19 protein-coding genes are annotated in these 17191 nt (G+C 61.6%); 10 read left to right on the top strand and 9 right to left on the bottom strand.

The window, feature by feature from the left end; all coding sequences use genetic code 11:
* Nucleotides 1-34: 34 nt before the first annotated feature.
* Nucleotides 35-1204, bottom strand: coding sequence for an alpha/beta hydrolase family protein (locus tag ACWF6P_RS06825; RefSeq protein WP_452620487.1), 1170 nt, complete (start codon nt 1202-1204; stop codon nt 35-37).
* 38 nt (nt 1205-1242) lie between these two features.
* Here ACWF6P_RS06825 and ACWF6P_RS06830 point away from each other — a divergent pair, with 38 nt between their 5' ends.
* From ACWF6P_RS06830 to ACWF6P_RS06840, 3 genes are all read left to right on the top strand, one after another.
* Complete coding sequence (locus tag ACWF6P_RS06830) at nt 1243-1701, top strand: DUF5990 family protein (RefSeq protein ID WP_452620488.1); 459 nt, start codon at nt 1243-1245, stop codon at nt 1699-1701.
* 73 nt (nt 1702-1774) lie between these two features.
* Nucleotides 1775-3256, top strand: coding sequence for a flavin-containing monooxygenase (locus tag ACWF6P_RS06835; RefSeq protein WP_452620489.1), 1482 nt, complete (start codon nt 1775-1777; stop codon nt 3254-3256).
* A 363-nt stretch (nt 3257-3619) separates the two neighbouring features.
* Nucleotides 3620-4291: an NAD-dependent epimerase/dehydratase family protein gene (locus ACWF6P_RS06840; protein ID WP_452620490.1), complete on the top strand. Its 672-nt coding sequence runs from the start codon at nt 3620-3622 to the stop codon at nt 4289-4291.
* On the opposite strand, the gene ACWF6P_RS06845 is transcribed toward ACWF6P_RS06840, so the two are convergent.
* Nucleotides 4269-5039, bottom strand: coding sequence for an ABC transporter permease (locus ACWF6P_RS06845; protein WP_452620491.1), 771 nt, complete (start codon nt 5037-5039; stop codon nt 4269-4271). The two genes, ACWF6P_RS06840 and ACWF6P_RS06845, sit on opposite strands and share 23 nt — an antisense overlap.
* 49 nt (nt 5040-5088) lie before the next feature.
* Nucleotides 5089-5526, bottom strand: coding sequence for a GtrA family protein (locus tag ACWF6P_RS06850; RefSeq protein ID WP_020908979.1), 438 nt, complete (start codon nt 5524-5526; stop codon nt 5089-5091).
* Between the two features lie 141 nt (nt 5527-5667).
* Here ACWF6P_RS06850 and ACWF6P_RS06855 point away from each other — a divergent pair, with 141 nt between their 5' ends.
* Complete coding sequence (locus ACWF6P_RS06855) at nt 5668-6375, top strand: TetR/AcrR family transcriptional regulator (protein WP_378542757.1); 708 nt, start codon at nt 5668-5670, stop codon at nt 6373-6375.
* 49 nt (nt 6376-6424) lie between these two features.
* Here ACWF6P_RS06855 and ACWF6P_RS06860 read toward each other — a convergent pair whose 3' ends face one another.
* Complete coding sequence (locus tag ACWF6P_RS06860) at nt 6425-7921, bottom strand: MFS transporter (protein ID WP_452620492.1); 1497 nt, start codon at nt 7919-7921, stop codon at nt 6425-6427.
* Between the two features lie 99 nt (nt 7922-8020).
* On the opposite strand from ACWF6P_RS06860, the gene ACWF6P_RS06865 reads away from it, so the two are divergent.
* Nucleotides 8021-8680 carry a TetR/AcrR family transcriptional regulator gene (locus ACWF6P_RS06865; RefSeq protein ID WP_452620493.1) on the top strand — a complete coding sequence of 220 codons (660 nt, stop codon included), beginning with the start codon at nt 8021-8023 and terminating at the stop codon, nt 8678-8680.
* 9 nt (nt 8681-8689) lie between these two features.
* Here ACWF6P_RS06865 and ACWF6P_RS06870 read toward each other — a convergent pair whose 3' ends face one another.
* The 3 genes from ACWF6P_RS06870 to ACWF6P_RS06880 all read right to left on the bottom strand — a co-directional run bounded on the left by ACWF6P_RS06870 (nt 8690) and on the right by ACWF6P_RS06880 (nt 10580).
* Nucleotides 8690-8893 carry a PspC domain-containing protein gene (locus ACWF6P_RS06870; protein ID WP_019745155.1) on the bottom strand — a complete coding sequence of 68 codons (204 nt, stop codon included), beginning with the start codon at nt 8891-8893 and terminating at the stop codon, nt 8690-8692.
* Nucleotides 8894-9094: 201 nt separating this feature from the next.
* Nucleotides 9095-9943 carry a PGAP1-like alpha/beta domain-containing protein gene (locus ACWF6P_RS06875; protein WP_452620494.1) on the bottom strand — a complete coding sequence of 283 codons (849 nt, stop codon included), beginning with the start codon at nt 9941-9943 and terminating at the stop codon, nt 9095-9097.
* A 283-nt stretch (nt 9944-10226) separates the two neighbouring features.
* The gene (locus ACWF6P_RS06880) at nt 10227-10580 is read right to left on the bottom strand and encodes a winged helix-turn-helix transcriptional regulator (RefSeq protein WP_452620495.1); all 354 of its coding nucleotides are present in this window, start codon (nt 10578-10580) and stop codon (nt 10227-10229) included.
* A gap of 110 nt (nt 10581-10690) precedes the next feature.
* Here ACWF6P_RS06880 and ACWF6P_RS06885 point away from each other — a divergent pair, with 110 nt between their 5' ends.
* From ACWF6P_RS06885 to ACWF6P_RS06905, 5 genes are all read left to right on the top strand, one after another.
* Nucleotides 10691-11311 carry a malonic semialdehyde reductase gene (locus ACWF6P_RS06885; RefSeq protein ID WP_452620496.1) on the top strand — a complete coding sequence of 207 codons (621 nt, stop codon included), beginning with the start codon at nt 10691-10693 and terminating at the stop codon, nt 11309-11311.
* Nucleotides 11312-11611: 300 nt separating this feature from the next.
* Nucleotides 11612-12259 (top strand): ABC transporter permease, encoded by a 648-nt coding sequence (locus ACWF6P_RS06890; protein WP_283302663.1) that lies wholly within the window; start codon nt 11612-11614, stop codon nt 12257-12259.
* Nucleotides 12256-13473 (top strand): ATP-binding cassette domain-containing protein, encoded by a 1218-nt coding sequence (locus ACWF6P_RS06895; RefSeq protein WP_452620497.1) that lies wholly within the window; start codon nt 12256-12258, stop codon nt 13471-13473. The genes ACWF6P_RS06890 and ACWF6P_RS06895 overlap by 4 nt, the downstream gene beginning before the upstream one ends.
* A gap of 35 nt (nt 13474-13508) precedes the next feature.
* Nucleotides 13509-14288 (top strand): ABC transporter permease, encoded by a 780-nt coding sequence (locus tag ACWF6P_RS06900; RefSeq protein ID WP_378532752.1) that lies wholly within the window; start codon nt 13509-13511, stop codon nt 14286-14288.
* Nucleotides 14285-15280, top strand: coding sequence for a glycine betaine ABC transporter substrate-binding protein (locus ACWF6P_RS06905; protein ID WP_378531841.1), 996 nt, complete (start codon nt 14285-14287; stop codon nt 15278-15280). Before ACWF6P_RS06900 ends, ACWF6P_RS06905 begins: the two co-directional genes overlap by 4 nt.
* Nucleotides 15281-15307: 27 nt before the next feature.
* Here the strand turns inward: ACWF6P_RS06905 and ACWF6P_RS06910 are convergent, their stop codons facing one another.
* Both ACWF6P_RS06910 and ACWF6P_RS06915 read right to left on the bottom strand, forming a co-directional pair.
* Nucleotides 15308-16084: a trans-aconitate 2-methyltransferase gene (locus tag ACWF6P_RS06910; protein ID WP_452620498.1), complete on the bottom strand. Its 777-nt coding sequence runs from the start codon at nt 16082-16084 to the stop codon at nt 15308-15310.
* A gap of 59 nt (nt 16085-16143) precedes the next feature.
* A partial coding sequence (locus ACWF6P_RS06915) for a phosphatidylinositol-specific phospholipase C domain-containing protein (protein ID WP_452620499.1) occupies nt 16144-17191 on the bottom strand: 1048 nt, incomplete at its 5' end.

Genomic DNA, 17191 nt, shown 5'->3' on the forward strand with positions numbered 1-17191 from the left:
AACAATCACACTGAGAAACCACACCACCAAAACATCACCTCATCAATCGATCGATGAACTCCATGGTCTGGTCCATCGAAGCGACCGTCGTTTGGCCGTGACTGATCCCGTTGAGCTCCTGATACTCGAAGTGCGTTCCTCGCGCTCGCATATCGAACAGCTGCGCCCAGGTGAGCGCGACAGGAACCGTTGTGTCCGACAGACTCTGCACCACACGTAGCGGTCGGTCGTATCCGTCGACCGGCACCTGCATCATCTCGCGGAACAGGTCGTACATGCGCGGCGTCCACACCGACTGAGAGAACAACGAGCCCAACTGGATTCGCTCGGCTCGAATTTGTCGGCCGAGATCCCCGGCGCACAGAGATCGCGCCTTTTCCATCCACTCGATTCCCTGTGGTGAGAGAACCTCACGAATGTTCTCTTCGGGTCGTTGATCGTCGATTCCAGCCAGGACATACAGCGCGTACCCCACTAATCCCGTGATGCCGATGTCGGGAAACAGCGGTCCCCCCAACGGGAACAGACCTTCCATATGTGTGGGTCCTGCAACAACAACCGAGCCGCGGAAATCCAATTCCGGTGCACGAGCGGTAGCCTCGTGTCCCGCGAAGTACGTCGCGTGACCACCTTCAGACAGACCTGCGACCATCCACCGCGGGCTCAGCACGTTCCCGTACAACTCGTGTGCGGCCCGCACGATGTCGACAGCATTCGCGCCGGCGGCATGCCCGTCGAGATACGCCAATACCCCGTCGGTGCCCAGACCCGAGTAGTCGGTAGCGACAACTGCATACCCCTGGTCCAACCAGCGTTCGATCGGTTCGATCTCACCCGGACCGAATCCTGTCGACGAAGGCGCACACTGATCCGCACTGCCCAGAGTTCCGTGGGCGTACGAGATCACGGGCCAGCCGCCGATCGGTGGCGCACCTTCCGGTAGAAACACCGACCCTGACGACTCTCCCCACCTGTCGGCAGTTCGCAGAGTCCGATAGACAACTCGCTCCGCTGCACCGGCACCGATCGGAAGGGCTGCGTCCGAGAGCAGTTCGTGCGATTCCAACGCACCCGCAACTTCCGGTTCGTCCGCAGTCGCCACGGCAACACCTGACACCACCACAAGACTCGACAACAGCAGGCTCGACAACACAATGCTCGCCACCACGGCCGCAACAACGCTTCTACCCGAACGCCTCACCACGCCAACCCCTCCCGACCCGTGCAGAGCATGATGTCGATATGCAGATCATCATCACCGGTCACAGCCTGCCCGGACGGGATTGTTCCGAAACCGCAACCTTCGAAGGACGGAGCAACATCCACGTCGGCGTCCAGCGCCGGGGCAAGCCCCACGAAATCCTCGACCTCGTACCGGGAGACACCGAAACAGCGCGGTGGGAACTGGCAGCGAACCTCGACAGAAAGCCCAGTGCCTGGGACATTCTCGGACCGTACATCCAGGGCCCACCGCGCGGACGCTTCATCTACCTGTCCTGGGTGACGTTATCCGAGGACCAGACGTTCGAGATGTTCCGGCGCGCAAAGCTGATGCTCGACGCGGTCCCCGAGCACGTCATTGACGAGGCCGACGGTTCCGGCGTGCTCCACGGAGATCTCGGACTCACCGACGCCGCAGGCAAACCACTGTGTGCGGCGATCCGGCCGCCGACGATCACGTGGACATCCTCGCCTTACTGAGCATCGTTCAGTAGTGTGGTGAACGAACACTTACTCTGTGGGTGACCACGCGATCGATACGGAGTCCGAACTGATGAGCACCGAACACCTCGATGTCCTGATCGTCGGCGCCGGCTTGTCCGGCATCGGAGCTGCGTATCGACTCCAGACCGAACTGCCCGGCAAGTCGTACGCGATCCTCGAGGCCCGCGCGAACAGTGGCGGAACCTGGGACCTCTTCAAATACCCCGGTATCCGTTCGGATTCCGACATGTTCACGCTCGGCTACCCGTTTCGCCCGTGGACAGATGCCAAAGCAATTGCCGACGGTGGTTCGATCCTCCGGTACGTGCGCGATACCGCTCGCGAAAACGGCATCGACAAGAAGATTCGGTACAACCGGAAGGTGACGGCAGCATCCTGGTCGTCAGCGGACTCGACGTGGACAGTCACCGTGACGACCGACGACGAAGACGAAACACTTACCTGCAACTTCCTGTATCTCTGCAGCGGTTACTACAGTTACGACGGCGGATACACCCCCGACTTCCCCGGACGCGAATCGTTTGCCGGCGAGGTGGTGCACCCGCAGTTCTGGCCCGAAGAACTCGATTACTCCGACAAGAAGGTCGTTGTGATCGGAAGCGGCGCCACCGCAGTCACTTTGGTCCCCACGATGTCGCGGGACGCAAGCCACGTCACGATGCTCCAGCGATCACCGACGTACATTCTGGCGTTGCCGTCCAGCGACAAGGTGTCGGACACCATCCGTGCGATATTGCCGAATCAACTCGCGCACAGCATCGCTCGATGGAAGAGCGTCGTAGTGAACCTCAGTTTCTACCAACTGTGCCGACGCAGTCCGGCGCGTGCAAAGAGGCTGCTGAACCTCGCGATCAGTCGTCAACTCCCGGAAGAGATCCCACTCGATCCCCACTTCACACCCACCTACGATCCCTGGGACCAGCGCTTGTGCGTCGTACCGGACGGCGATTTGTTCAAAGCCCTCCGATCCGGCAAGGCATCGATCGAGACCGATCACATCGACACCTTCACCGAGACCGGGATTCGACTCGCGTCAGGACGCGAACTCGAAGCCGACATCATCGTCACTGCAACAGGATTGAAGATGGAAGCGTGCGGCGGAATGTCGATCGAAGTGGACGGCGAACCCGTCACCCTCGGTGATCGTTACGTCTACAAGGGCATGATGATCAGCGACGTACCGAACTTCGCGATGTGCGTCGGATACACCAATGCCTCGTGGACTCTGCGAGCCGATCTCACGTCGATGTACGTGTGCCGACTACTGACCGAGATGAACAAGCGCGGCTACTCGAAGTGTGTGCCGCACGCGACCGAAGACATGGACCAGCGGCCGATCCTGGACCTGGCGTCGGGGTACGTCATGCGCGCGGTCGAACAGTTCCCGAAGCAGGGATCGAAGTCACCCTGGAACATGCGTCAGAACTACATCCTCGATCGTCTTCACTCGACGTTCGGGAGCATCAACGACCACATGACGTTCTCGAAGGCGCCAGTTCGAAATTCGAACCTGGTACCGAGCAAGAGTTGATCGGCGCCCGCACGACCAGGTAGAGCAGTCGGGCAAATCCACCAATCGATCCGAGAACAAAAAACACGCCCGAACCTGCGACGACGGCACAGAGTGCACCCAGGACGATGATCGTCGACGCCTCGATCATCCGACCGGCGGACTCCGATCCGAGAACGTGTATTTCATCAACTCCTTCGTCCATAAAACTATTTTCAGCCAACCGTCCAGCCGGTTTGTAGGGACTTTAGTCACAAGTCGGGTCAAAATGGACTCATAAATGCAGGTCAAGCGTTCAGTTGGTGGTCCCTGTCGGTCGATTCTCAGACTGTTTCCGTAGTGTGCGCATCACAGAAAGCAGAACCGATACCGGCGGGGGACACAATGAAGGTCATCGTTTTCGGGGCAACGGGGATGGTCGGCAACAGCGTCTTGCTCGAATGCCTGGACGATCCACGAATCGATACCGTCGTAACCGTCGGCCGCAATTCGTGCGGTGCCACTGCCCCGAAGATCGTCGATATCGTTCACCGCGACTTACTGGACTACTCGGCAATCGAAGCCGATCTGATCGGTGCCGACGCCTGCTTCTTCTGCCTCGGTGTGTCCTCCGCAGGAATGAACGAAGCCGACTACACCCACATCACGCGTGACATCACGCTTGCCGCCGCCACAACGCTGTCGCGCTTGCACCCGCAGATGGTCTTCGTCTACGTGTCCGGCGAAAGCGCCGACTCCACCGAAACCAGCAAGACCATGTGGAAGCGAGTACGTGGCGCGACCGAGAACGCGCTACTCACACTCCCCCTCACGACCTACATCCTCAGGCCGGGGTTCATCCGTCCGCGCCCGGGATCGCCGTCGAAAACGTGGTGGTACAAGCTCTTCTATCAGGTTTCCGTGCCTCTCTACCCACTCCTGCGCAAGGTGTGGCCCAGCGGCGTGACCACCAGCGAGAACATCGGCAAGGCGATGATCACCCTCGCGGCTAACACTCCCGATCTTCCCGACCGTGTCCTGGGCAGCGACAAGATCAACGAACTCGCGCAGGCCTGACAGCCTTTCCCCGAAATACGAAACCGCGGGCAACGAGTTCCAAAGCCACGGCTACAGCGCAGGTTTGCGCCAACAACAGCCCAGCCAGGACAAGAATCTGTACTGCACCGGCCTGAACAGCCGACCCCGTCGCAAGCAGAACGCCGACAAAAGCGCCGGGCAAAGTCACGAGGCCGACGGTGCGGGTCTGGTCGACTCCGGGCAACAGGGCGTCGGACGCGGCGGTTCGGGCGACTTCCCACCGCGCATCGCGTTGCGAGAAACCCAGGCTCAGTGCGGCTTCCACTTCCCCGAACCGATCGTCGACGGCGTCGAGTCCGCGTTTGGCTGCCATCGACGTCGCTGTCATGGCGCCGCCCAAAACAATTCCGCCGATCGGTACCAGAGCGACGCCTTCGACCGGAACCACTCCGGACAGCAGCATGAGTGGCAACACCACACCGATTCCCGATGCCAGCGCGACGGTCAGCCACCCGCCGGAAGTTCCTGCGCCGGAGCGTCGTGCAGCAGTGAACGACGCCGCAGCGAACATGCCGACGAGCACGAGGAGTGCTGACCAGATGTGAGCCAATGCCGCGGCGAGGATCAACGAAATAGCAGCCAACTGAAGGGCGCCGCGCGCCAGCGCGCCGGGAACTACCCGAATGCTACCGAGGTGAGCGAATCGGTAGACGAGTGTGGCCACGAGCGCCATGACAATACAAAGCACGGCCAAACGGACGCCGGAGTCGGCTATCGAAAGGCTCATGGGTCACAGTGTTCCCTACGAACCGATTCGATCCGAACCCGCGAACCGCTCAGAAAACCCAACCGCGAAGTGCGACAAACCGCAGACCGCCGACAATTCCGCTCACTGCGATCACAAGGCCAGCTTGAAGCAGTCCGTCGGCGCCGGGCAACAGGAAGCCGAGCGCACTGATGGCAGCCGAACTGGCGATCAAACCGACCAGTGCGAGCCCACCACCTTCCCACTGTGCAGTGAACCAGTTGACGCGATCCGCAGCGTGGAAGGTGAGTCGGCGATGCAGTTCGTTCGCAAGGATGGTGCTCAAGACTGCACCGACAGCGTTGGCGACCAGCGCTCCGTCACCGCGCAGCGCCAGGAAAGCGGCGAAGTACAAGATGTTGCTGGCGCCTCCGACGAGGGCAAAACGAACGAGCTGAGCAAAGGCACCGTCGCCGGCAAGGGCGCGAAGCCTCGTTGCCGCGAAACCTGCACTCCGCGTACCCACCATCGAGATCGGATTGCTCCCGACCCAGATGTCAGACGTGCTCATATCGGCTTCTCTCGTACGGACAATCGGAACCACACGTTCCGCTTAGTAATATAGCACTAACGGAATCAATCATTCCGCTTAGTGCCGTAGACTGTGAGGATGCCGACAACCCACCCCGACGCTTCTCGTGCGGGGACCTCGGCCGACTGCTCACAGCCGCGCCTTCGGTCCGACGCCAAGGCCAACCTCGAGCGGATTCTCAACTCCGCCCGCGAGGTGTTCGCTGCCCAAGGACTCGACGCCACGCTGGCGGACGTCGCGAAGCACGCTGGCGTTGGCGTCGGCACCGTCTATCGCCGGTTCGCCAGCAAGGATGAGCTGATCCAGGCGCTGTTCGACACACGGTGCTCCGAGATCGAAACGATCGCCGCCACCGCCCGCGAGATGCCCGACGCCTGGGAAGGCCTTGTCTACTTCCTCGACGTGATCTCCCTGCGCATGGCGGACAACCGCGGATTCGGTGATCTCCTGATGGACGGGCGCTTCGCGTCCGACACTTTCGCTCGCGCGCGCGCCGGGATCGCTCAGCACACCGCGGCACTCGTCAATCGTGCCAAGGAACAGGGCACCTTGCGGAGCGACTTCGAAGTCAACGACATTCCGCTTCTCATGCAGGTCGTCAAGATGGCCCAGAAGTTCGGCGGCGACGAGGCCCCTCAGGCTTACCGCCGCGCCCTCGGGTTCATGATCGACGGACTCTGCGCGTCCCGCACCGGCCATCGAGAACTGCCCGTCCCGGCGCTGTCGTCCGAACAACTCGATCACGTCCTTCATCGGTTTCAGGCATCGCCCGATAAGAACTGCTGACTCGATTTCGGGGTCGACGCCGCAATGGCGTCGACCCCGAAATTTGCTGTCAGTGGGCGATTACCGGCTCACCTTCAGGCGAATCGGGAAGCAGTCCACTCCGCAGAACCAGTCCGGTCAAGACCGCTCCGACCGCGAAAATACCTGCTGCCCAATAGAACGTCGTGGTGTAGCTCTCGACGGCAGCCTGTGCCTGAGTGAGCGGATTCATCTCACGGCCCACCAGGTAGTTGGTGGAAGCCGAAGCCGCAATCGTGCTGAGCAGTGCGGTACCGATCGAGCCGCCCACCTGCTGCATGGTGTTGACGGTGGCAGATGCGACGCCGGCATCTTCGTGATGCACGCCTGAAGTTGCTCCCTGCATCGACGGGGCGAAAATGCTGCCCATGCCGAGTCCGGTGACGACGAGCCCCGGCAGAATGTGGACTGCATAGGTGCTGTCCACGGAAATCTGGGCCAGCAGCGCCATTCCGATCGCCGCGATGACCATTCCGCTCACGATCAGCACTCGCGGACCGACGCGCGGTAGCAAAACCGCTGTCGAAAGCGTTGCCGCTGTCACGATTCCGAACACCATCGGCATGAACGCGAGGCCGGTCATGATCGGGCTGTACCCGAGGATCAGCTGCATGTAGTACGTCAGGAACAGGAAGACCGCGAACATGCCTGCGCCGGAAAGGAAGATCGCCAGGTACGAGCCCGCACGAATCCGGTCGAGGACCACCCGCAAGGGCAGGAGCGGATGCTCGGACTTGGTCTGCCAGTAGATGAATGCCGCCATGAATACAACGCCGGCAACGAGCCACGAGATGGTAGGAGTTGCACTCCAACCGTCCGATTCGGCCCTCGAGAAACCGAAGACGATGCTGAACAAGCTGATCGACACCAAGATCGTTCCGGGGATGTCGAGTTTGGGCCGCGAGTCACTGGTGTGCGGAGCGAGCAACAGGACCGCTCCGACCAATGCGATTGCCGCGAAGAAGAGGTTCACGAAGAGGCACCAGCGCCAGTCGACCCACTCGGTGAGCGCTCCGCCGAGCAACAGTCCGATAGCGCCGCCGCCGCCGGCAACGGCACCGAAGATACCGAAAGCCTTTGCGCGCTCACCCGGATCCGTGAATGTCACGGACAGCAGAGACAGCGCTGCCGGAGCAAGAAGCGCACCGAAGACGCCCTGGCCCGCACGAGCAGCAACAAGCATTTCGAAGTTGACGGCTGCACCACCGATGGCGGAGGCCACTGCGAAGCCGATCAGGCCGACGATGAAAGTTCGCCTGCGCCCGAACAAGTCGCTCAACCGACCACCCAGCAGCAGCAAGCTGCCGAAGGCCAATGCGTATGCCGTGATGATCCACTGGCGGTCGGCATCACCGAACGCCAGTGAGCGCTGCGCAGCCGGCAGCGCGATGTTGACGATGGTGGCATCCAAGACCACCATCAGCTGCGCAATTCCCAGAACCGCGAGAACCAGCCACCGCTTTGCGTGGTTGTCCCCTGAAGGCGCTGAGGACTGCTCGAATTCAGTCCGTTCAGCAATGTCTGACATAGTCCCTCGCCCCACCTATGCGGAGATGGCTTCTCCGGTTAGCAAAAACGCTACACCAAAACGGAGAAGCTGTCTCCACTTGACGGGTAGAGTGAGGACATGAGTACCGCAATGGGGCGCCCACTTCGCGCTGATGCTGCACGTAATCGGCAGTTGATCATCGATGCCGCACGTGAATTGTTCGCCGAAGAAGGGATCGACGTCACACTCGACGACGTCGCCCGACGCGCGGGTGTCGGCGTCGGAACCGTCTATCGACGGTTCGCAAGCAAGGAAGAATTGATCGACGGAGTCTTCCAGCAGAACTTCGCCGACATGGCGGCGGCCGCCGAGGCATCACTGAGCAATCCGGATCCGTGGGACGGGCTTGTCACGTTTGCCGAATTCGCCTGCAGCCGTATGTCGGTCAACCGTGGACTCAAGGACGTCATGAACGGAACCGATGAGGGTTGCGAGCAGTTGGCGTGCCAGCGGTCCATCGTCGAACCGTCGGTCGAGAGGATCTTCGTCCGGGCCCAGGACGCCGGGATGCTGCGCCCCGACGCCGTCGTCACCGACCTTTTCGGCCTCATCTTCATGGTGGGCGCCGTCACCGAATTTGCGCAGCCCGTCAACCCGACTGTGTGGCGCCGGTACCTTTCGGTGATGCTCGACGGACTACGCACCGAGGGCTTGCACCGTGACCCGCTCCCCCTCCCCCCGCTCAGTGCAGAAGAACTGCACGAGGCCAAGCAATGCCTGAAGGACCGCCGCCGCTGAGCGGTTCGGTCAGATTTGCTCACGAGGAATGAAAATCCACATGACGATGTAGATCAGAAACTGCGGGCCGGGCAGCAAGCACGAGAGCACGAACAGCAAGCGGACGGTCGACGACTTCCACCCGAAGTATCGTGCGATCCCGGCGCACACGCCGCCGAACATCGCGCCGGAGCGCGCTCGAGTGAGTTTGCGGGTCTTCATCGGCGAAGTCATGTTCGGTGTCCCTTCAGTGGATCTCGCGGGCTAGCCGCGTCGGATCTCGCGGACTGTCCGCGTCGACTTCCACTATCCGCCGCCGGGGCACTCACGCGCATCAGGCCATGGACCCATCTTTTCCGGCCGCGATACATACCCAGGTACCAGTCTGTCCCCGCGTCGGACTCAGGGTTCTCCCCCACACCTCAGCCCCAGACTTCAGCGCGGGAACAGCCGCCGAAGTCGTTTCGGTGCCGCAAAAGGTTGCCAGTTGTCGACGTCCTGCGCCAGACGGTCGGCGACCGTCCACAACGCCGACGGGTTGTGGGTCAACCCCATGTGACTGCCTTGCACCGCAACGCTTTCCGTTAGTCCGGACGTGCTTTCACAGCATGCTTGCCACGGAACGATACCGTCATGCCTCGAGTAGACCGACGTGGCGGGAACCGAAATGGGCGGCCCCTGTTCGGATTCGATGCCGTCGACCGGAGGCAGTATCGCGTGCTTACCGGACAAACGAGCGTAGATCGATCCGACTCTCGTCTGCTCCAGACTGGTGAGAGCGAAAGGACTTCCGAGTGTCACCACCTGTCGCACCGAATCCGGCAGGTCCCTCGCCAACTTACGAGCGTAGATGCCGCCCAGACTCCAGCCGATCACCGACACCTTCTGCTCGTATCGATCCGACACCTGGGCCAACGCGGCGGGCAATCCGTCGACCACCATCGCTGTCGGGCCGGTGTTGACGCCCAGATTCCAGCCGTGAACCCGGTACCCCAGGAAACTCAAGTACGCCCTCAAGGCAAGAGTCGACACGTCCGACGTCAGCAGTCCGGGGAGAACCAGGACTGGATGCCCGTCTCCACGCGGTGATCGAAGCAACCAGGGAGCCGCGAGAAGCAGTGAAGCGATGTCGACCAGTCCGCGCGTCGGCTCGCTCAGACACATCGCCAAGGATGGGGGACCTGGAACTAGTGGGCCGACTTCACGAATCAGCGTCGATCGCTGCGCGCATTCGAATTCAGTTTCCGCGAAATCGATCGCAGAGACTTCCGCAACTACGGACACCTGGACTCCTGTCAGCCGGTGCCCTGATGGGGGCGGTTCCGCGGGCTGTGTGCTCAACCCGCGGAACCTTGTCCTCGTCCACCACCGGTAGTGAACAGGACCCGTTCTGCCCACAGATTCGTGACCTAATGCCTCTCGACCCCACGAACACTGTGTGATCCAGAACACTAGTTTTGGATACGTTGCATCTACGTTGCGTACATGTTTCGTCGCTTCGAAGGAGAAATAGACGCTCTCGAAAGCAGGACCCACGCTGTCGCTGCACTGTCGGCCGAACGAATGCTCAGTTCGAGCAACCCTCGGGTGGCAGATTTTCGGCAGCCCAGGTGGTCAGTTCACGGAGAGCGGGGAGCAGCGCCTGCCCCGAGGCTGTCAGTTCGTACTCCACGGCGATGGGCGGACCTGCGTCGACGGTCCTCGTCACGAGGCCTGCCCCAGCCAGCTCCGTCAGGCGTTCCGAGAGCACCGAATCACTGATCCCCCCGACCGCTCGCTTGAGTTCGGAAAATCCCGCCGGCCCGTTCAGCAGTGTGCCGAGAATGACGCCGTTCCATCGTTTACCCAGGAAGCCGAACGCACGGGCCAACGCCCCGTCACATGCGCGGGGCTCGTGCTCCGCTTCGTTCTTGCTTGCCACCCCACCATCCTAGTCATAGTGCTAACGTATCCGTAGGCACTATTTTTTTACTAGCAACTAGCTTTACCGGGCAATGTTCGGTGGAGCTACCACCGAACGGAAGCCCCCTGATGTCTCTCGACGCAGCCACCCCATTCACCGACCAGCAACTCGATCAAGCTGGTCGCGAACTCCTCTTCACCGCTGCACGCACCGCCAACTCCTTCTCGAACGAACCTGTGACCGACGACGAGCTCACCGCAATCTGGGAGCTCGCGAAGTGGGCGCCGACCGCTGCCAACACCAATCCACTGCGAGTACTGTTCGTCCGTACCGAGGAAGGCAAAGCGCGCCTCGTCGAGCACATGGCAGACGGAAACAAGGCCAAGACCGAGGCCGCTCCGGCAGTTGCCGTTCTGGCCGTCGACACCAAGTTCTACGAGCACATCCCGGCGCTGTTCCCCATCCGTCCGGAGATGAAGGACTACTTCGAGTCCGACAACGCTGCCGCCACATCGAGCAGTAAGTTCAACGCCGCACTGCAGGCCGGCTACCTCATCCTCGCGATACGGGCCCAGGGTCTGGTCGCCGGCCCGATGGCCGGGTTCGACGCCGACGGCATCGACGGAGAGTTCTTCGCCGACGGACGCTTCAAGACCATCCTGGTGGTCAACATCGGCCATCCCGGCGAGAACCCGTGGTTCGATCGTCTGCCGCGGCTCTCCAATGAGGATGCGCTCACCTGGGCCTGAGGCCAATTCGGACAAATGAAGCAATGCGGGAGAGTTCTTCGGAGCTCTCCCGCTTTGTCGTCTCCAGGACGTTTCAACGTCTCACGCAGCGGGTACATACCCGCGTCTCGCAAAATCTCACGTCCAGAACAACATCCGACACGCTGCAATCGGAATTAGTTGCAGTATCCGAGTTTTTGGACGACAGTCGAGACAAACCCCTCGGCCGACGACGGCTGCGGGGAAAGCCCTTGTGCGCCGGTCGGTGTCGAGGGAAGACGTTCTTGCGAGCAGAAGTCCGAAGAAAGTGGGTTCGGAAATATGGGCGCGCTATGGGATTTTGTCGTTGCACGACGACAACAATTGATGACCGACTCGTACCTACATGTTTCAGCAGTTATCCAGTCCGTGATCATCGCGACGATTGCCGCCGTGATCATCGGAATTCTCGTCTACAGAAGCCCGGTCGGTTCGTCCGTGGCAACAGCTTTGGCCAGCACGATCCTGACGGTTCCTTCGTTCGCCCTTCTCGGACTGCTCATTCCGATACTCGGTCTCGGCGTCGCCCCCACGATCACTGCATTGATCTTGTATGCCCTGCTCCCGATCATTCGGAACACGATCATCGGCCTGGACGCGGTCAATCCGGCGATCACGGACGCAGCACGCGGTGTGGGGATGAATCGCCTTCACGTACTCAGTCGAATCGAACTGCCGATTGCGTGGCCGTCGATCCTCACCGGTATGCGGGTCAGTACGCAGATGCTCATGGGCATCCTCGCCATCGCGGCGTACGCCAAGGGCCCAGGTCTGGGAAACCTGATCTTTTCCGGGCTCTCGAGGGTCGGTAGCCCCAATGCTGTTCCGCAAGCGCTGGTCGGCACCGTACTCATCGTCATTCTGGCCCTGATCCTCGACGGAATCTACGTCGTCATCGGCCGTCTCACTACTTCGAAGGGGCTGCAATGACCGAAACCATTCCGTCCGACGTATCCGCAGGCCAGAAGGTATCCGGAGTCGAGATCGTTCTCGAATCCGTGACCAAGCGTTACCCAGGCCAGAAAGCTGCAGCGGTGGACAATGTTTCACTGACTGTTCCGGCCGGTGAGATCGTGGTGTTCGTCGGACCTTCGGGTTGCGGCAAGACGACGACGATGCGCATGATCAACCGTCTGATCGAACCCACCTCGGGCAAGATCACCATCGACGGCAAAGACGCGCTGTCCATCGACCCGGACAAGCTTCGCCGCGGCATCGGATACTCGATTCAGCAGGCAGGTTTGTTCCCGCACTTCACCATTGCGAAGAACGTCGCGACGGTGCCCGGCCTCATCGGTTGGGACAAGAAACGCATCGCGGCACGGACCGACGAGATGCTCGACCTCGTCGGCCTCGATCCGGACACCTATCGCGACCGGTACCCGCGCCAGCTTTCCGGCGGCCAGCAACAGCGTGTAGGCGTGGCGCGAGCACTCGCTGCCGATCCCCCGGTTCTGTTGATGGACGAGCCTTTCGGTGCGGTCGACCCCATCACCCGCGGCCTGCTCCAGGACGAACTGATGCGACTGCAGTCGGAGTTGGGTAAGACCATCGTCTTCGTCACCCACGATTTCAACGAGGCAGTCAAGCTCGGTGATCGAATTGCCGTGCTGGGCAACCAGTCCAGCATTATGCAGTACGACACCCCCGAAGCTATTCTCGCCAATCCCGCCAACGACATGGTCGCGGGTTTCGTCGGCGCCGACGCATCACTCAAGCAGTTGACATTGACCCGGGTGCGTCAGATCAAGCTCAAGCAATGCCTCACCGCGCGCGAAACAGATTCGGTCGACGATTTGAGAACCGCACTCGCAGCGCGCAAGTGGAAGTGGGCCTTGATTCTCGATCAGCGTGGACGACCGCTTCGCTGGGTCTCACCCGGCCACCTCGCTCATGCGTCGAGCCTCCGAGGTGTCGGCAACGAGATCGGTGAGGCCGTGTCCATCCAGTCCACCCTGCAGGATGCGTTGGAAGCTCTTCTCGCCGAGAGCAATGCGTCCACTGTGGTCACCGGACGGCGCGGCGAGTACGTCGGCCTCATCACGATCGACACACTCGTGAGCCATCTCTCCGAGATGCGCGAGGAGCATGCCCACGATCACGACGAGGAGTCCGACGCCGAGAACGTCGAGGGTCGAATATGAGTGCCCCGACCGAAGAGCGCGTCGCCGCTCCCGAAATGGAAACTGATGCGCCCGATCTCGGTGCCGCCGAAAATGCGGCCACCCGCCGAGCGGAACGGATGCGCCTGTACGTTCAGCCGGTCATCGTTCTGATCCTGGTTGCGGGCGTGTTGACCTGGGCGTTCACTCGCGATCTCAACGCGACGCAGAAGGCCAGCATCAATCTCGACAATATCGTCACGCTGACGTGGCAACACGTGCTGATCACCGCAGCAGTGGTCATCATCGTCGTCGCCATCGCTGTTCCGCTCGGAACCTTGTTGACCAGGCCGAGATTCACCCGCTTGGCGCCGTTCTTCGTCGGTATCGCCAACATCGGAGCCGCGGCGCCGGCCATCGGCCTCCTCGTGCTGTTCTATCTCGCGACCAGAACAACGGGTTTCTGGATCGGTGTATTTCCGATCGCCTTCTATTCGCTGCTTCCCGTGCTGCGCAACACGATTCTGGGCTATCAGCAGGTGGACAAGACCCTCATCGACGCCGGGCGTGGTCAGGGAATGTCTTCTCTGACCGTGCTGCGCCAGCTCGAATTCCCGATGGCTGTCCCGTACATTCTTGCGGGCCTTCGCACTTCGCTCGTTCTGGCGGTCGGCACGGCGACGCTGTGCTTCCTGGTCAGTGCCGGCGGTCTGGGCATTCTGATCGACACCGGATACAAGCTCCGTGACAACGTCACGCTCGTGGTCGGTGCGGTACTCGCGGTGTCGCTGGCCCTACTGATCGACTGGCTCGGCGCGCTCGCCGAAACTTATCTCGGGCCCAAGGGATTACGATGACCAAGACTTCGATCACCAGAACGCGGGGCTGGAAACTCGCCGTTGCCACGCTCGGCCTCACACTCGTCGCTTCCTGTGGCTTGGAATCCGGTGGCGCACTGCCCCTTGCCGTCGGCCCCGGCAGCATCGAGCCCGTTCCCGAGCTCGAGGGTGTGAAGATGACCGTCGGCTCCAAGGACTTCACCGAGCAGATCGTGCTCGGATACATCATCGAATTCGCGATGTCCGCTGCAGGCGCGGATGTTCGCGATCTCACGAACATCCAGGGCTCCAACAGCACCCGAGACGCGCAGTTGAACGGGCAGATCGATCTTGCGTACGAATACACCGGAACCGGGTGGATCAACTATCTAGGAAACGAGACTCCTCTCCCGGACTCGCAGGCCCAGTTCGAGGCGGTCCGTGACGCTGATCTGGCCGCGAACGACATGGTGTGGACGGATCCGGCGCCGATGAACAATACGTATGCATTGGCGATGAGCAAGGAGACAGCCGAGAAGACCGGAGTCAAGACGGTTTCCGACTACGCGAAGTTGGTCGAGTCCGATCCCGGCGCTGCGGTCACGTGCGTAGAGACCGAGTTCAACGTCCGTCAGGACGGATATCCCGGTCTGGCAGCCAAGTACGGCTTCGATGCGTCGCGCGCCCAGCGACAGATTCTGCAGACGGGCATCATCTACCAGGCGACGGCCGACAGCGACCAGTGCAAGTTCGGTGAAGTGTTCACCACCGACGGCCGCATCATCGCTCTCGACCTGGTTCTGCTCGACGACGATCTCCAGTTCTTCCCGAAATACAATCCGGCACTGGTGATGAAAAAGGACTTCGCGGAAGCACATCCGCAGGTAGCAGAAGTCATGGCACCGATCTCGGAGCGACTGACCAACGAGGTGATGACCGAGCTCAACCGGCAGGTCGACGTCGACGGCAAGGAGCCGGCAGACGTGGCTCGCGACTGGCTGGTCTCCGAAGGCTTCGTCACCGCGCAGTGATCGGTTGACTGGAAGCCGGCCGACTATCTACCGCTTGCGTCCCACGCAGAACACCCGCCGGAACGGAAACAGCGTTCCGGCGGCTGTTGCGGGATACGCCTCACGCAGCAGATCGGAATACTGGCGCTCGAATTCCGGCGCGTCAGCTTCGCCGAGAACGTCGAGCACCGGCCTCAAACCCGTCCCCCGTACCCATCCGAGCACCGGGTCGGCACCTGCCAGTACGTGTACGTACGTCGTTTCCCAGGCGTCGACGTCGAATCCGTGTTCCTGGAGACGCTGCGCGTACGCAACCGGACTGTCAACGCCTTCCGGACCGCGCAAGACGCCGCCCAGCCGCTCACTCCACTCCGCGGACTCCGCGAGGTTCCGCATGAGCGAGTGGGACGGAGCATCGAAGTTTCCCGGAACCTGCCACGCCAGCCACGACCCGGACCCCAGGGTGTCCGCCCACTGATCGATCAGCTCGCGATGGCTCGGAACCCACTGCAGTGCAGCGTTACTGACGACGACGTCGTAACCTGTGGCGTTGAACGACATGAAGTCCCCCAACTCGACGGTGACGTTTCCCGGTAGGTCTGCCGGGGCCTGCGCCACCATTTCGGGAGACGAGTCGAATCCGGATACCGACGCGTCCGGCCATCTTTCCCCCAGCATCGCGGTCAGGGTGCCTGATCCGCAGCCGAGGTCGGCTACGCGAGTCGGGTCTTCGGTGGCCACCCGGGACACCAGGTCGACGAACGGGCGTGACCGCTCCCCCGAATAGCGGCCGTAGACTTCGGGATTCCACGTGACTGTGCGCATGAACACATCCTGCACCCTGTTCCTGAGAATTGCCGCCCGTCAGATCTTGTCAGCGGACATCACCGGCGCGGCACCACGGTGGACAGTACGTTCGGCAACCTCGACCAGTCCGCGGTGATGTAACTTGCGTGCTGCCCGGCCAACAGGTCGAGTCGCTCGCCCGCCTCGGCTTCCGAGGCGTGGGTACCGTCGATCTGCGGAGCGACCTTGTGCGCGTCGGTCATGACGAGGAGGTAACCCCGTTCGTGGTACCAACTCGGATCCACAACTCCCGTGGTGTAGTCGAGGGCGTCACCGTCGAAAATCACGAACCACGGACGGATCCCCGGATCGGTGTAGCGGTCGAGACGTGGGTCTCCCGGTGACGCCCGGTGAACAGCAGGAAAGGCCGCGCCGAGTTCGACGAGCCCGGCGGAGGACAGATCTCGCAGGTGCGTCGCATACTGCCGGTCCGTCCATTCCGTATCGAGAGGGTTCCCCTCCTCGATCGTTCCCGGTATCAGCTCGAACAGAAATTTCCCGGTCATTTCGGAGGTGCTCGGCCATCCACGCTCGGTGACGGCGGCATCCGGGGTCGAGTAAGACTCACCCATCAGATCGGCCGGCGTGAAAACCGCGTCTCCGAGTGTCCCGAGAATCAAGGCGTCGAGATCCGCGGGCCCCCGTCCGTACCCGGCGGTGAAACCGTCCTTGAGTTCCAACTTGATCATCACCGGCGGATGCTCGGGATTGGCCTCGTGCCACGCCCGCATATCTGCCAGACATCCGCGGAGTCCCTGATCTCGCGGGCCACTTCGCAACTCGGAGGCGTTCGATGCTCCGACGCAGTTACTCTCGCTTGCCACCGGATTCATGTGCGACACACGCCAGTCCGGACCGCCGCCGTTGGTCCACAGGTCCAGCTCGAGCAACGACGCTCCCGAGTCGAGTGCATCGGCGAAGTAGGGAAACGTCGCAGTCTCGTAGGAATTGTGGACCCCGACGGACGTCGTCTCGGAGAACGAGCGAGCTTGGTTCTCGGTCGTCTCGGCGCGGGGCGTAAGCGCCCCGACGAGCGCCCCGAACGCGCCCACACTGGCGACCCCGATTCCACGCCAGGTGGAGCCG

Source organism: Rhodococcus sp. NPDC055024 (assembly GCF_053608585.1).